At 43.3% G+C, this 15,549-nt stretch carries 15 protein-coding genes; 4 read left to right on the top strand and 11 right to left on the bottom strand.

The window, feature by feature from the left end; genetic code table 11:
- Positions 1 to 80 precede the first annotated feature (80 nt).
- Positions 81 to 977 carry a stage II sporulation protein SpoIIQ gene (locus BLR86_RS14815; protein WP_090762767.1) on the bottom strand — a complete coding sequence of 299 codons (897 nt, stop codon included), beginning with the start codon at positions 975 to 977 and terminating at the stop codon, positions 81 to 83.
- On the opposite strand from BLR86_RS14815, the gene BLR86_RS14810 reads away from it, so the two are divergent.
- The gene (locus BLR86_RS14810) at positions 945 to 1,535 is read left to right on the top strand and encodes a VanZ family protein (protein ID WP_368086786.1); all 591 of its coding nucleotides are present in this window, start codon (positions 945 to 947) and stop codon (positions 1,533 to 1,535) included. The genes BLR86_RS14815 and BLR86_RS14810 overlap by 33 nt on opposite strands.
- A 22-nt stretch (positions 1,536 to 1,557) precedes the next feature.
- Here BLR86_RS14810 and BLR86_RS14805 read toward each other — a convergent pair whose 3' ends face one another.
- The 6 genes from BLR86_RS14805 to BLR86_RS14780 all read right to left on the bottom strand — a co-directional run bounded on the left by BLR86_RS14805 (position 1,558) and on the right by BLR86_RS14780 (position 8,705).
- Positions 1,558 to 2,535: a nuclease-related domain-containing protein gene (locus BLR86_RS14805; RefSeq protein WP_175492902.1), complete on the bottom strand. Its 978-nt coding sequence runs from the start codon at positions 2,533 to 2,535 to the stop codon at positions 1,558 to 1,560.
- A gap of 1,550 nt (positions 2,536 to 4,085) precedes the next feature.
- The gene (spoIID, locus tag BLR86_RS14800) at positions 4,086 to 5,120 is read right to left on the bottom strand and encodes a stage II sporulation protein D (RefSeq protein ID WP_090762760.1); all 1,035 of its coding nucleotides are present in this window, start codon (positions 5,118 to 5,120) and stop codon (positions 4,086 to 4,088) included.
- Positions 5,121 to 5,279: 159 nt separating this feature from the next.
- Positions 5,280 to 6,590 (bottom strand): UDP-N-acetylglucosamine 1-carboxyvinyltransferase, encoded by a 1,311-nt coding sequence (murA, locus tag BLR86_RS14795; RefSeq protein ID WP_090762758.1) that lies wholly within the window; start codon positions 6,588 to 6,590, stop codon positions 5,280 to 5,282.
- 32 nt (positions 6,591 to 6,622) lie between these two features.
- A complete protein-coding gene (locus tag BLR86_RS14790) occupies positions 6,623 to 7,369 on the bottom strand; it encodes a YwmB family TATA-box binding protein (protein ID WP_254782333.1) in 747 nt (248 codons plus the stop codon).
- Between the two features lie 306 nt (positions 7,370 to 7,675).
- Positions 7,676 to 7,927: a DUF1146 family protein gene (locus BLR86_RS14785; RefSeq protein WP_090762754.1), complete on the bottom strand. Its 252-nt coding sequence runs from the start codon at positions 7,925 to 7,927 to the stop codon at positions 7,676 to 7,678.
- 451 nt (positions 7,928 to 8,378) lie between these two features.
- Positions 8,379 to 8,705, bottom strand: coding sequence for a YflT domain-containing protein (locus BLR86_RS14780; RefSeq protein ID WP_090762751.1), 327 nt, complete (start codon positions 8,703 to 8,705; stop codon positions 8,379 to 8,381).
- 152 nt (positions 8,706 to 8,857) lie between these two features.
- Here BLR86_RS14780 and BLR86_RS26955 point away from each other — a divergent pair, with 152 nt between their 5' ends.
- Both BLR86_RS26955 and BLR86_RS14770 read left to right on the top strand, forming a co-directional pair.
- Positions 8,858 to 9,070, top strand: a complete 213-nt coding sequence (locus BLR86_RS26955; RefSeq protein ID WP_090762749.1) for an IDEAL domain-containing protein — start codon at positions 8,858 to 8,860, stop codon at positions 9,068 to 9,070.
- 66 nt (positions 9,071 to 9,136) lie between these two features.
- On the top strand, positions 9,137 to 9,388 hold the full coding sequence (locus tag BLR86_RS14770) for a GlsB/YeaQ/YmgE family stress response membrane protein (RefSeq protein WP_090762747.1): 252 nt from the start codon (positions 9,137 to 9,139) through the stop codon (positions 9,386 to 9,388).
- Positions 9,389 to 9,527: 139 nt separating this feature from the next.
- On the opposite strand, the gene BLR86_RS14765 is transcribed toward BLR86_RS14770, so the two are convergent.
- The 3 genes from BLR86_RS14765 to BLR86_RS26820 form a co-directional block, all read right to left on the bottom strand.
- Positions 9,528 to 10,379 (bottom strand): CheR family methyltransferase, encoded by an 852-nt coding sequence (locus BLR86_RS14765; protein ID WP_090762745.1) that lies wholly within the window; start codon positions 10,377 to 10,379, stop codon positions 9,528 to 9,530.
- Positions 10,376 to 13,150 carry a CHASE3 domain-containing protein gene (locus BLR86_RS14760; RefSeq protein ID WP_090762743.1) on the bottom strand — a complete coding sequence of 925 codons (2,775 nt, stop codon included), beginning with the start codon at positions 13,148 to 13,150 and terminating at the stop codon, positions 10,376 to 10,378. The genes BLR86_RS14765 and BLR86_RS14760 overlap by 4 nt, the downstream gene beginning before the upstream one ends.
- 341 nt (positions 13,151 to 13,491) lie before the next feature.
- Positions 13,492 to 13,614 (bottom strand): hypothetical protein, encoded by a 123-nt coding sequence (locus BLR86_RS26820; protein ID WP_302847221.1) that lies wholly within the window; start codon positions 13,612 to 13,614, stop codon positions 13,492 to 13,494.
- 160 nt (positions 13,615 to 13,774) lie between these two features.
- Here BLR86_RS26820 and BLR86_RS14755 point away from each other — a divergent pair, with 160 nt between their 5' ends.
- The gene (locus tag BLR86_RS14755) at positions 13,775 to 14,242 is read left to right on the top strand and encodes a Dps family protein (protein ID WP_090762741.1); all 468 of its coding nucleotides are present in this window, start codon (positions 13,775 to 13,777) and stop codon (positions 14,240 to 14,242) included.
- A gap of 97 nt (positions 14,243 to 14,339) precedes the next feature.
- On the opposite strand, the gene BLR86_RS14750 is transcribed toward BLR86_RS14755, so the two are convergent.
- Positions 14,340 to 15,494, bottom strand: a complete 1,155-nt coding sequence (locus BLR86_RS14750; protein WP_254782332.1) for a PP2C family protein-serine/threonine phosphatase — start codon at positions 15,492 to 15,494, stop codon at positions 14,340 to 14,342.
- Positions 15,495 to 15,549 lie beyond the last annotated feature (55 nt).

The following is a 15,549-nucleotide window of genomic DNA, read 5'->3' as shown; positions in this document are numbered from 1 at the left end:
TCCCCCCCTTTTCTCTTTATTTTAACATATTTAGGCAAAAAAAAGAGAAAGGTTGATTCCCCTTTCCCCTATGTTCCTATTTATGAGTTTGTTTTTTCTTTAGACTCAGAAGATTCGTCGTCTGATGGTTTTTTATCGTCTGATGGTTTTTTATCATCAGATGGTTTTTTATCATCAGATGGAGTTCGTTCTTCTTTTGATGGAGCTTTCTTCTCTTTAGTCGCAGGGTCCTCAATCATTTGTTGTTTTGGACTTTTTGTATCTTCTGCTTTTTCACCCGCTGAAGTGCCTTCCTGTAATTCGCTTACCGGTTTATTGAAATAGGTAGTCGGATTAACAGCTACACCATCTTTGCGGACTTCAAAATGTACATGCGTTCCAGACTCTTCATCAAACAAGCTTTGTCCAGCCATGGCAATAACTTGTCCTTGTTTTACTTTATCGCCAACCTCAACCTTCACATCTTTAACGGATTGATATTGTGTTACAATACCTGTATCGTGTTCGATTTCAATGACATTTCCAAGGGTAGCATCTTCTTGCACTCTCGTAACCTCACCACTTAGGGCGGCTACAACATCAAATGTTTCGCCATCTTTGGATGTAAAGTCAATACCTGTATGCGGAACATACTGATTGTTGTAATAGACTAATGCTGCTTCTTGTTTTTCATCACTTGCGTTGAAATCATAGAATTCCATTTTGACTGTCGTTTCCAGTGGATTCTTCACAGGCATTTTCAAGTTTTCTAAAGCCGAGTTCACTTCAAGTGCTGGTTTATCGTTGTTTTTACCAGTTAGGTCTGAAGGCTTGTAATCAAACTTGTCTGTTGCATTATCGCTGCCTTGGAACCAAAGTACGGCTGTCAGAATGATTGCTGCACTTGCAATATAAATGGCTGGAAATACCCAACGCTTCTTGAAAAAGCGTTTAACGCTGGAACCTTGAGAAGATCGTTTGTTTTCTTCCTCTCTCATTTTCATCACCTCAGCAATCATTCTGAACAGATAAGTAGAATTATATACACTAGCAAAAAAAAATTTTCTACTTATTTTTTGAAAGTACTGAAGTTTTTATGCATTCATTTTTACTATTGGAGGAAATTTTTTATGAATATCTTAAAATGGACCTTGCGAATCCTGCCTTTCTTCTATATGAGCGCCATTTGGATTATGTCGAGCCTGCCATCGAATCACTTTGTCGAACTCCCCAATTCAGGACTTGACCGCACGATTAAGGAATCCCTGCATTTAATAGAGTTCGCGATTTTGTATGTATTGCTAGTTTCAGCCTTCCTAACCCGCCAACGGCCGTTCACAGCGTCACTAAACGTCATCTGTGCCGTTATCGCCGGTCTTTACGGGCTTACCGATGAAATCCACCAATCCTTCTACGCCTACCGGTCAGCATCCTGGTTTGACTTGGTAAAAGACGTTACCGGAATACTAGTATGTTTTTATTTTATTCGGGGCGCGCTGTTTAAAGGTCGATTTGCGAAGTTAGGGAAGGTACTTGGGTTTGTGAAGAAATTGTAGCCACTGCGGGTTTCGCGGTGGTTTATTTTTGCTTTGTTGGTTGGTGATATATTTTGAACTTGAATTTCCCTGTACTTGCAAGATCTGCTGAATTTAATAAATGGTGGGTTATTTTTGGAGAGGGAATTTGAAGAAAACTTCGTGCCTCCGCGTTGGTAATGGTGGGGCTAATAGTATAAAAATAATCGTTGAGTGTATCTATGAACGCAGTTTTGGATTCAGTTTTACATTTTGGGCATTTCCATGTTCCAGCATTATAGTGCAACGGCAAAAAGTTGCAAATGGTGCAATGAACACCTGATTTAATCTCTTTTCGAGTTAGATTGTACTTCTGGAGTAAGTCTGGATCTTCAGGAGTGTGATTGGTTAAAAGGAGCTTATCGATTTTTCGTAGTTCTTTTTCATCATAAAATTCAATTTTAAAATCATTTGCTATTTGGTCAATCCTCTCAAGGAGATATTCACTATTGCAAACATTCCATTTGTATTTATTGTCATCTCCAATAATAATATTGGTGTTTTCATTACTATTAACAAATAGATATTGGATCGGTAACCCAGTAAAGTTATGCCTCTTTAACCATTCCCGCAGTTTAAACGCCTGTAACCTAGCCTGAAAAATAGGGTTATTCACCCTTTCTAATTTTCCATCCTTTTCAATCATCGCCTGCTGTAGAACCTTATCGAAATGCCAATCTTTTGCCCAATTTTTCACTTCCAGCACGAGGGCAAAATATGCACAAAGGATTAAGATGTCGATTTGGAAGTAATAGTTTCCGTGAAGGAAACGGAGATCATGGTAAATTCGATAATTAAGGTTAGAGATTGGTTCTAAATGAAAGCTCATAACCGATTCCTCTCCACGAAACCCTGTCATCCGATTATTAAAATCCGTCACAATATCAGATTGTACTAATAAATCTTCTATGACCCTCCTAATCAAAGCTTGATACTTCATCATACTCAGTGGCAGCACGCAGGGCTTGGCTATCAATTGCATCAGTCCTCTCCTTTTTTTCATCTATTTCTGTTCTATTACATAAAACTCCTGCTGAAAAATTGTGACAGAATTAAGTTGTTTTGTCCTAATTCTATTACCTGCCAAATAGGTCTCCCCACCTGCCATTTCGGAGCTCTTACCTGCCAAAATCTCATTTCACCTGCCAATCCCCTTTGTTTACCTGCCTAATCAATTCCCCCACCACACTCAACGCTGAAAATGCCAAGGCGTGCCCTGGCTTAGGCATCATTATTTCCTATATATGGATATCGCGGTTGGAATATTGCATGATCCCTAACCGCAGCTCGCTTTTTTAATTACCTTTTTTAGATAAAAATTCGCTTACCTGCCAAATAGGTTCCTCCACCTGCCGATTTTGTGCTCTTACCTGCCGAAATTCCGTTTCACCTGCCAATCCCCTTTGTTTACCTGCCTAATCAATTCCACCACCACATTTAACGCTGAAAAAGCCAGGGTGCGCCCTGGCTTAGGTATCATCATTTCCTATATATGGATATTATGCCTAGGTTTTTGTATGATCCTTGGCCCCAGGTCGCTTTTTAATTACTTTTTTTAGATAAAAATTCGCTTACCTGCCAAACAGGTTCCTCCACCTGCCGATTTTGTGCTCTTACCTGCCGAAATTCCGTTTCACCTGCCAATCCCCTTTGTTTACCTGCCTAATCAATTCCACCACCACACTGAACGCTGAAAAAGCCGGGGGGCGGCCTGGCTTAGGTATCATTATTTCCGATATATGGATATTACGGTTAAGTTTTTGTATGATCCTTGGCCCCAGGTCGCTTTTTTAATTACTTTTTTTATATAAAAATTCGCTTACCTGCCAAATAGGTTCCTCCACCTGCCGATTTTGTGCTCTTACCTGCCAAAATTCCGTTTCACCTGCCAATCCCCTTTGTTTACCTGCCTAATCAATTCCCCCACCACACTGAACACTGAAAATGCCAGGGCGCGGCCTGGCTTAGGTATCACTTTTTCCTATATATGGATATTGCGGTTCGGTTTTTGTATGATCCTTGACCACAGGTCGCTTTTTTAATTACCTTTTTTAGATAAAAATTCTCTTACCTGCCAAATAGGTCTCACCACCTGCCGATTCGGAGCTCCTATCTGCCAAAATTCCGTTTCACCTGCCAATACCTCTTGTTTACCTGCCTAATCAATTCCACCACCACACTAAACGCTGAAAAAGCCAGGGCGCGCCCTGGCTTAGGTATCATTATTTCCTATATATGGATATTGCGGTTAGGTTTTTATATGATTCTTGGCCCCAGGTCGCTTTTTTAATTACCTTTTTTAGATAAAAATACTCTTACCTGCCAAATATGTCTCACCACCTGCCGATTCGGAGCTCCTATCTGCCAAAATTCCGTTTCACCTGCCAATACCATTGTTTACCTGCCTAATCAATTCCACCACCACACTAAACACTGAAAAAGCCAGGGTCCGCCCTGGCTTAGGTATCACTATTTCCTATATGGATATTACGGTTGAATTGTGGCTTGATCCCTAACTGCAGCTAGCATTCCCTATTTCTGCGCCGTAATCGTCGCCAGCATGCTGTCCGCTGATGTGACTTCCACACCTTGGTAGTAGTGCTTCACGATTTCTTGATAGTCCTTCCCTTCAGCCGCCATGCCGTTTGCGCCGTATTGGCTCATCCCTACACCGTGTCCGTAGCCGCGGGTGGTGATGACAATGCTATCCCCTTTACGCTGCCAATCAAAATCAGAAGATCGCAGATCCAATTTATCACGAATATCCTTACCGCTCAGAACCTTCCCATTAAAGTCGACCTTCGCGACCCGCTTCCCAGCGGTGCGCTCGACAATTTTTCCAATCGTCCCGCTCGCACCAACCTTTACCCCAAGAGCCGATTCAAATTGCTTAACGGTAACTTCCTTCACAGAATTAAATTTCGGAGAATTTTTATCCCATGGACTTGATACACTGCGCAGGTACGGCATTTCATTGGGCCAGTAGTCCTCGGAGTTTTCGGTGTAGCCATTAGAGGTTGAGAAGAACGAGGCATCGATCGCCTGGCCGTCATACGTCAAAATCTGACCGCTCGTGGCCCTAACCGCAGCAAGAATCTTCGCGTAGTTCGATTCAAACTCCATTTCCCAGTTCTTTCTCATTTGCTCCTTGCTCAAATACACCTGATGGATCTGCGTGTCCGTTACCTGTGCACCTTCGGGAACGCCAATTTTGTCTTTGCTAAGCATTTTTTTTACAATATAAGTTCTCGCTGTCAGGGCTTGTGCCTTCAAGGCTTCCTCCTTGAATTCGACAGGCATTTCAGCTGCTACGACCCCAACAAGATAGTCTTCAAGTGGAATATTATCGATTTGTCCAATTGTGGAGCGGTAAACTGCAACCTCAACGGCGGCATCAGCTGTTGAGTTACCACCGCCTTCGGTATTTGGAGCCTTGTGGGATAATTCTTCACCTAATTTGCCGCTAACCTTCCCATCCCCGAACGGTAACACTAAGATTGCGGGAATGAGTAGAGTGAGGGCAAATAAGAAAGTCGCTAGTAGGATGAGTGGTTTGAATTTTTTCATGTAGGAGCCTCCAATTATGAAATTTGTGCACCCTTCTGCGGGCGCTTCTCATTCCATCATATGGAGGCGGACAAGCATTTATGACTAAAAAAGCATAACTGAATATTCAAAAAAACAGCACGAAAAAACCGAAGAGTCATCCTCTTCGGCCTCGAACCATTATGCGTTTAAATCAGTAATGAACGATTCCACTTCCGCAAAAGCTTCTTCCGCTTCAGAAATACGTTCAATATCCGCGCCCAACCCTGCTAATTTACCATGGAAGTTCACATAACCACGGTCTAAATGTTTTAACTCGGTTACGCGGGTATGTCCATCAGAAACCAACCCTGTTAAAATAAGAGCGGCAGCAGCACGAAGATCTGTGGCAGACACTTCAGCGCCTTGTAAGTTTGAAGGTCCATTTAAAATGACAGAACGGCCTTCAATTTTAATTTCGGCGTTCATCCGGCGGAATTCTTCGACATGCATGAAACGATTTTCGAAAACCGTCTCCGTAATCATGGAAGTGCCTTCTGCGCGAAGGAGCAGTGCCATCATTTGCGACTGCATATCAGTTGGAAAACCAGGATGAGGCATCGTTTTAATATCAACTGCTTTAAGCTTTTCAGGACCGATGACACGAACGCCATCATGTTCCTCAATAACCGTAACGCCCATTTCTTCCATTTTTGCAATTAAGGAAGAAAGGTGTTCAGGAACTGCACCTTGTACAAGTACATTTCCGCCGGTAATCGCACCAGCAACCATAAAGGTTCCCGCTTCGATTCGGTCAGGAATAATATGATGCTCAGCGCCAAACAATACATCGACACCTTCAATACGAAGAGTGCCCGTGCCTGCGCCTCGGACATTTCCGCCCATTTTGTTCAAGAAGTTAGCAAGGTCAACGATTTCCGGTTCCTTTGCTACGTTTTCAATGATGGTTGTACCCTGTGCAAGCGTCGCCGCCATCATGATATTTTCGGTGGCGCCAACACTTGGGAAATCCAAGTAAATCTTGGCACCTTTTAAGCGGCCATCAACTTCCGCTTCAATAAAGCCATTTCCTACTTTTACCTTTGCACCCATCGCTTCGAACCCTTTAAGATGCTGGTCAATCGGTCGAGAACCAATCGCACAACCGCCTGGCAGAGCCACACGTGCACGACCATTGCGTGCTAGCAGTGAACCCATCACGAGGACAGACGCACGCATCTTACGCACATATTCAAATGGTGCCTCATCTTTCAACACTCTAGATGCATCAACGACAACTGTATTATTGTCAAAGGCAACCTCCGCATTCAAGTTGCGCAATACTTCATTAATTGTGTATACATCGGAGAGTGTAGGTACATCACGTATTACACTTTTTCCGTCACTTGCTAATAATGTGGCAGCGAGTACAGGCAGGACCGCGTTTTTTGCGCCTTCTACTTTAACCGATCCGTATAGCCTTTGTCCGCCGCGGACGATGATCTTTTCCAAGAGTATTCCCCTCCGCGTCCATTTTCTCTATATTAATATTCAATCGTAATGATTGGTGTGCCAACTACGATGGTAGTCCTTGCGCCCAATCCCTCGGAGCGTATCCCAATTTGTAAATTCATGTCCCGCGCTATGGAGTCTGAAAACATTGGCGAATTCGCCGATACAGACATGAACATTTCCTCTTCTAACGCCTCGATCTTTTTTCCATCAAAACTTTTCAATAAATCATTTGCAACATTTGGTAAAGCCATATCAATCTTATCACTGATGCTGCCCTTCATACTAGAGAAAATTGTTGGATTTCCCCGAAATATGTCGGAAAGCCTATTTTTAAAGTGAGCGTTTGTGAAAAAGGACTCCATCTCCTTGTTCCACTCGTCTCCAGTGACCCTATATACTATATACGCATTAACAGGTTGTTTTGTGTGGGTTGCCATAATTTGAAGCATTTCTGTGTGGTGTTTAGAAGTCGGAGAGATGGCTGTTATTTCCCAATTGTCGCTGGTCTCACTTGTCGACCAATCCCAATCAGGGAACTGTGCTTCGAGCTCCTTCACATATTCCTGCACTTCTTTCTCTGTTTTCAGGTCAACCAAATGCTCCCTTGCATAAAACGACCATTCTTCGAGCAAAATATCTTCTGTTTGAAAAACGTCGGCGATCTTCACTAAAGCATCATCACCGCCCGCGGCCGTCAACCGGCTGCCAAAGACCACGATCAAACCAACCATCATCAACATACTAATGCCAAAAAGCACCTTTGACTTTCTCTTCATCTCTACTCTCCCCCTTACTACCATTGTTACCAAGGAAAGCAAGAGCATACTTGGGAAATGTCGTCACTTTTTGACAAGCTTTTTAGGATTTTCGAGATTTTTTTAAAAATTACCTAATTTCTGCAGGTTGATTGGTTACAGTTTGTACATTCGTTTTCTTTTTTGAAGTCATTTTGCTTTTCTCTAACCGTATTTTTATCTATCTTCTAAGCTGTGAGCTTTTTCAATCAGATTGCACTTTTTACACACAAATTGAATTGTACTCAATTTTCACGGAAAAAGATACATGTATGAAGACCTAAATTTTTACCAGTTGTGTATGTATTGTAAAATCAGAGGCAGCTGCCTTGACCATTGAAGGTAGTCTAAGAAAAAATTACTAACCGATGAACCCATAATAATCGCCAATAATATATAAAGTAATCGTGCCTGAAAAACATGGCTCGGCTTCAGCAGCTTATCTAAACGAATCGACTGCAGCGCCCACCACGCAAGCGCAATAAACACCAGGTGCGAAAAAATACTCAACAACGCAATTTGTCCAAAACCTTCCATAATATCCCTCCCTTAGAGGCCCAAGAACATTCTATCATACATCGGTGCCTGTCACCATTTATACAAAAAACTGCCTTTATGCATAAATTTGATGCATAAAACCGATGCATAAATTCTGTGTGTAAAATCGGCGCATATGATACTGACGGATGAAAGTCTGAAAAGTTTCGTTTATATTATGGCTAATTTTTAACGCATTAACTGCCTAAACACTGATTTTCTGCTCTTTATCAGTGTTTAGGCAGTTAATAAATTTAGATACCATCCCAGACCCTATTAATACGTAGTGGGACAATGACCCTGTTTCCATGTATCTCCTGATGAACAATTGGATTCCTGAAATAATGGATCAGCGAGTGGCCATCGCTCCGTTTATGCCTAGCTCGTTTACGGATCCCTTTTTTTTTCGATACTTTGTTTCGATATTTTCATGAATTTTCACCTCATTTTTTTATTAGGCCGTTTTCGTTGCCACGACAATCACTTTTCCGTGATCCATTTCTTCCTCACAATGCGCCGCCGCCGCTGCCGATAACCCCAGCGACTCTAATTTCGATCGCAGTTCATCACCTCTAGAACGAAAAACATTGGCAACCGCTCCAAAAATCCCCTGTTCTCCTATCCCGACTTCGTTAATATCCATTGCATCGGTTAGATGTTCCGCGCGGTCGTTGTCATGCGCTAATAAATAAATTTCATCCTTCGTGTATCCCTCTCTGAAAAATTGATCAATTTCCTTTCTCGCTTCGACTCCATTTTCTACGATTTTTACATTTTCCATGTTTATTCCTCCTCAAGATTTACTTTCCAGCTGTATGTCAGCTTGTACCAGGTATATATCCGCACTCCAAAGAAACAAAACCTATTTTTTAAAAATTCTACTTGTTTGAGTAAAAAAGTTTTGGGTAAATAAGAAGAAAAAGCTGGAGGTGTATGATGCGGAAAAAAGCAGAGTTAATTACAAGGATCAGTTTGTTAAAACGAAAAATCGATCAGTGTTTGGATGAGCGGGATCGACAAGGCTTCTATCATTTATCTCTAGAATTGAAGGTGTGCCAACATTACTTGGAAGCTTGTACGACCAACCATAAGGTGCGCTATAAGAGGGGTTTCGAGCAAAAACGTGGTAATTTTTTAAACTCTTAAGTTTAGCTGCTTAAACTTCGGGTATGTAGTAACCATAGCTCATTGAAATTGAAAGGAGAGGTTATCATGGGATTTATTTGGTCATTAATTATTGGAGGAATTATCGGCTGGTTAGCCGGCCTGATTCTGGGGCGTGATGTCCCCGGAGGTATAATCGGAAATATCATCGCAGGTTTTATCGGTGCCTGGATTGGTTCACTTGTAGGCGGCTGGGGGCCAGTGGTCGCAGGATTCTACATCCTACCAGCACTCCTCGGTGCCATTGTCTTTGTACTTATTCTAAGCATAGTCCTACGAACCATCCGACGCAACGCATAACATAGCACCAAGAGAAGATTGCAGGTTAGCTGCAATCTTCTTTTTTATTTATGTGCCGATACTGGGGTTTATGTGCCAATCCACAGATTTATGTGCCAAACCCTAGATCCACCACCCAAAACAGTTCTAAAGCCAGCCACTACTTTTTCCGATAGATTTTTTCATATGAATTAAATTCTGTGTATTTCATCCCTTTGGTCATCCCGAGGATGGATTCTTTACTTCCGAGTCCAATGAATCCACCGTCAGCAAGGCTGTCATAGAACAGCCCGTGGACCTCTTGCTGCAGGGCATTGTCAAAATAGATCATGACATTGCGGCATACGATCACATGAAATTCATTAAACGAGCTGTCACTCACTAAATTGTGCTGGGCAAATGTAAGATTCTCAGTCAGGTGAGGTGAAAAATAGGCAAACTGATGATCCGTTGTGTAGTACTCTGAGAAGGCCATTTTCCCGCCTGCTTTCAAGTAATTTTTCGTATACTGCTGCATTTTTTTTAGCGGAAAAGCTCCCTTTTGCGCGGCTGTCAGTGCCTTTTCATTCATATCGGTTGCGTAGATTTTTGTTTTTTCGCTTAGGCCTTCCTCCTGCATCAGAATCGCCATCGAATAAACCTCTTCACCGGTGGCACAGCCTGCATGCCAAATCCGGATTTCAGGCAGCTCCTGAAGCAATGGCACTACTTCGTTACGAAAGGCGGCAAAAAAACTGGGATCACGGTACATTTCCGTCATTCTGATGGAAAAATCATTCAACAACCGCTCCAAAACCCCTGGTTCGTGGAGCACCTTTTCCAGTAACGCGGTAATCGTTGGCAGCCGCTCCGCCTTCATTCTGTTTACAATCCTCCTGCCAATCGACCCCCGCACATAGCTCCTGAAGTCATACCCATACATCTGGTACAAGCCTTCCAGCAGCAGCTTGATTTCTATCTCCTGAAGTTCATTTGGCTCGATGATGTCAATGTTTGTCGATCTTTCGTTCAACTTTCAATCACCTGCTCGGTCAGCCACACCCGCATTAACGAGAATAATTGGTTGATATTCAATGGCTTCATAATATAATCGGAAGCCCCTGCTTCCATACACTTATCCCGCTCACCCTTCATCGCCTTGGCTGTCAGCGCAATAATCGGCAAGCTGTCCATCGCTAAATCCTGACGAATGATGTTCATCGCTTCATAGCCGCCCATTACCGGCATCATAATATCCATGAAAACCAGGTCGTAATCAGCCTGTTTTTGTAAAAATTCAATGGCCCGCTTACCGTTCTCTGCCACTTGAACCTTCACACCCTTTTTCTCCAGGGCGGTTACCAAAGCAAATACGTTCCGGCGGTCGTCTTCGACTAACAGCACTTTCTTTCCTTTAAATAACTGGTCATCTGAAACTTCTGCTGCCGCCACTTCCACTTCTGCTTCTTCGTGGACTTGTTCCTGCTCCTCCGTTACCGCACTGACACTTGCCGCTACCTCATTCAATGCCAGTTGCTCAATCCGGTGATATTCGGCCGCATCCAGCCTGCCAGGGATATAGAGGGTGAACGTGCTTCCTTTTTGCGGCTCGCTTTGGACGGTAATCGCTCCACCAAGTAATCGGGTAAATTCACGGCAGATTGATAACCCTAAGCCGGTCCCGCCAAATTGCCGGTTCGTCGTACTATCAACCTGTTGAAAGGCCTCGAAGATAATTTGCTGCTTTTCCTGTGCAATCCCAATTCCAGTATCGGTAACTGCGATGACCAGCACCATATCCTCTTCGTCGAGAGCAGGGATTAGTTCCTGTACCAGTTCTGGTTTGGCAACTTCGATGGTTACTTTTACAGACCCTTGCTCTGTGAATTTAAAAGCATTGGATAATAGATTTTTCCAAATTTGCTGCAGGCGCTGCCCGTCGGTCGTAATGACGTTCGGTACATTTGAAGCAATCGCCACGTCAAAACTAAGTTTCTTTTTCGCCGCGACTGGGTCAAACATGTTCTTCATCATTTGTGGAATTTCGGTCACGTTCACTTCATCTGTAAAAATTTCAATTTTTCCTGCTTCGATTTTTGATAAATCGAGGATGTCATTAATTAGCCGCAGCAAATCACTTCCCGCTGTATAGATGACACGAGAGGAATCCCTGACCTCTGACAGCTCCATGTCCTCGTCATTTTCCAACAGCATTTGCGACAGGATTAAAATACTATTTAATGGCGTGCGCAGCTCGTGTGACATATTGGCTAGAAAATCCGTTTTATACTGCGAGCTCATCTGCAGTTTCCGTGAATAGTCTTCTAGTTCATCCTTGGCCGTCTTCAGCTCGGATGCTCTTTGTTCGGCACGCTGCCTCTGTTCATCTAAAAATTCGTTGGTAATCCGCAGCTGTTCCTGCTGCATTTGCAATTCTTCCGATTGGGCTTGAAGTTCCTCGGATTGCGCCTGGAGTTCTTCGGTTAACACTTGTGATTCCCCAAGCAGTCTTTCTACCTCCATCCGCCCTGCAACATTGGTAATCGCAGAACCGAATTTATCTTGAAGCAGATCCAATAAGGTGAGATGCTGCGACATAAACGGTTTGAACGAGCCGAACTCAACCACCGCTTCGACCGTGCCTTCCACTAAAATAGGCGCAACCAAAAGATTGCGAGGCGATGAATCACCTAAACCCGATGTGACTTTAAAATGGTCTTCTGGCAGCTGATCAATCAGGAAGATTCTTTTATCCATAGCTGCTTGACCGATTAACCCTTCCCCTAACCGGAAACTAGCACCACCAGTTGCTTCCCCAGTTAGAGCATAGCCTGCCTCTTTCACGTACCGAACTTCACTGCCTTGATTTCTACGCAGATAAACCACTCCATAGACTGCATCGAGCATTGGCGCCAGCTTAGTGATAAAGGCATGCGTTAATTCTGTTAAATCCGTGATTCCCTGATACATGGTCGAAATTTCTGCGATACCTTTCTGAATCCAGCTCTGTTTTTCAAGACTGCTCAGCAGCTCATTCATCGCCTCTGCGAGTTCACGGGTTTCATCATGGGTGCTGACTTCGATTCTTGTGGTCAGGTCCACCTCTGTCTCTTTCGAATCCATAATATTATTGATCGTCTGGACCACCTGTTTAATCGTTTTGACAATCGAATTAGACAGGAACATGGCCGTTGAAATCGTAATCAGGGAAACGACTAAAATGATCCCATACAACGTTACTTTTAAATTGCTATTATCCTGATTCAGTTGTTCGACCCGCTGTTTGGTCCGTTTTTTTTGATTTTCAAGAAAGGAATCAAAGTGAGACCGGAGCTCATCTGTCATTTTTTTGCCTTTGTTATTTTTAAAAAAGTCGTCTAACGCTGTCTGGTTATTCAGCTTTTTTTGATCGATCACATAATCCGTTGAATTCGTGATATAGTTCATGATCAGCGGTTTAATCTCTTCTAAATTCCGCTGCTGGTTGCTGTTATTGGCCAACAGCGAGTGAAGGGTGTTGTAGTTTTCCAGCCAGCTCCTGCTCGCGGAACGATAGGGCTCGAGGTACTCCTCATTGCCGGTTATCACATACCCCCTCATCCCCGTTTCCATATCTAATACGTTTTTGTGAATTTGATTGGTTAAATTGTGTACCTCAATATCATGCTGTGAGACAAAATCAACCTCTTCCTGGAGCGCCGACATCCGATTCATCACGATCAGCAAGGAGACGACTAAGCAAACCAAAATGAATAAATAGCCGGCAATCATTTTCGTGTTGATATTAAAGTGCAATCCCTTCATTATCTGCTCCCCCCTTTTGTAAAAAAATAGTTGACTCTATCATATCGTTTCTAGCAATCTCACCCAATGGGAAATTGGTCCCAACCCTTTTGAAGGTCATTTCTCTTCCGCATTTGGCACCAAATGTCCTTCATCACCACCATGAAGGACATTTCACTTCCTCACCTGGCACCAAATGTCCTTCATCACCGCCATGAAGGACATTTCACTTCTTCACCTGGCACCAAATGTCCTTCATCACCACCATGAAGGACATTTCACTTCCTCACCTGGCACCAAATGTCCTTCATCACCTTCATGAAGGACATTTCTCTTCTTCACCCGGCACCAAATGTCCTTCATCACCACCATGAAGAACATTTCTCTTCTTCACCTGGCACCAAATGTCCTTCAGCACCCCCATGAAGGACATTTCTCTTCCCCACCTGGCACCAAATGTCTTTCATCACCTTCATGAAGGACATTTCTCTTCCTCTCCCGGCACCAAATGTCCTTCATCACCACCATGAAGGACATTTCTCTTCTCCACCTGGCACCAAATGTCCTTCATCAAAATTTACTAGTTTCAACTACTCGTCATCAGGGTATATATCTGGTACACCAGAAAAATAGGAGGTTATCAATGTGGCAACAACTACAAAAGCGAAAGCTAAAAAACAATCCTTATCCGAGGCTCTTAACCGGCAGGTGGCTAATTTTTCTGTCCTTCATATGAAGCTGCACCATTATCACTGGTACGTGAAAGGTGAAAATTTTTTCACGTTGCACGTTAAATTTGAGGAGCTCTATACAGAGGCTGCCTTACATCTTGATACGATCGCGGAACGAATGCTTGCGCAAAGGGGATTACCAATGGGCACCCTAACCGAGGCTCTTGAACTTTCAACACTTAAAGAAGCAACCGGTGATGAGGATGCACAGCAAATGCTCCAAACACTTGTTGATGATTTTGACATGATTTGCACCGAACTGACAGAAGGGATTTCCCTTGCTGAGGAAAAAGAGGATGAGCCGACTGCCGATTTGTTCGTTCACATTCGTACCTCATTAGAAAAACACAGATGGATGTTCGAAGCTTATCTAGGTGCATAATTTTTCGCACCACTACTCAAGTTCGAAGCTTATCTACGAAACATAAATAATCTTTCCTAACACTAACGGGGTGTCAGCTCCAAATGCTGACACCCTTTTATCGCGAAGAGGTTGTTGAAATCAACACCATACACATATCGTCTTTTGGAGGGTTCACAAGCTCCCAGCCTGGTTGCAGCTGATGAAGCAACACCGCTGGATCCGCGATATCCTCTGCTTGTAAGGAGTGGGTCAGTTTATCCATTGCATCTTCATATTTATCCTCCAGCCATTCGGACAATCCATCTGTAAAAAGTAAAATTCGAGCCCCCTGCTGATAAGGAATGATCCCCTTCATGACTTCAATTTCCTCAAAAAACCCAAGTGCGCAGCAGCCTTCGGATAAATGTTTCACTTCATCATCGACGATGGCAATCCCGGTAGGATGTCCGGCATTGACATACTCAATTGTTTGCCTTTCCGTGTCGAGGACAAAATAAATCGCTGTAAAATAGTAATTCATTAAACTATCAGAACTATGTAGCTGGAGCATTCGTGCATTCAGTTCCTTTACTACTTTTTCCGGATCCGCGATCGCTGTAATCGTATCCTTCAACGCGGAATAAATATACATCCCTACAAGTGAGGATGAAATACCGTGCCCCATCATATCGAGCAAGATGACTCCATACTGATTGGGACTAATTTGATACCAGGCATAGAAATCGCCGGCAAGCTCAAAAGTAGGTCTGTATACCGCTGAAATGGTGACATCCTTTTCCTGAAGCGGGCTGCTTAGCATGCTTCTCTGTACCTGTCTGGCCAGGTCGAGTTCATTTTGAATTCGTCTGTCGTTAGCCTTGCGCCGGTCCTTTTCTTGCTTTAACCTTAACACGGAACGAATCCGGGCGAGGAGCTCGACTTTATTAATCGGCTTCATCACATAATCAAGAGCGCCCGCATCCATTGCCTCTGCCATCTTGTTGGAATCTCCCATCGCTGTGACAAAAATAATCGGCAGGTCGGAGAACCGTTCATTCGCTAGTACCGTCCGGCAGGCTTCCATCCCATCAATTTCCGGCATCATCATATCCATTAAGATTAAATCCACAGGTACTTCGCAAGGTTGAGGGGCATCAAGCTGTAAATACTGAAATAACTCCCCTGCAGAGGGCAGCAGAAGCAAATTATTATAGCCTGCTTTCCGTAGGACTTTCTCAACTATCATTAGATTTGTTTTATTATCATCAACGATGACAATCTTCATTGGCATAGGGACTTCCCCTCCTTAATAAAGAATGAGCCCGACCCGTAGAGTCAGGCATCTA

This window comes from Bacillus sp. OK048 (assembly GCF_900103525.1).
Lineage (GTDB): Bacteria > Bacillota > Bacilli > Bacillales > Cytobacillaceae > Neobacillus.
Note: the sequence above shows the minus strand (reverse complement) of the source record. Positions and strands in the feature narration are given on the sequence as shown.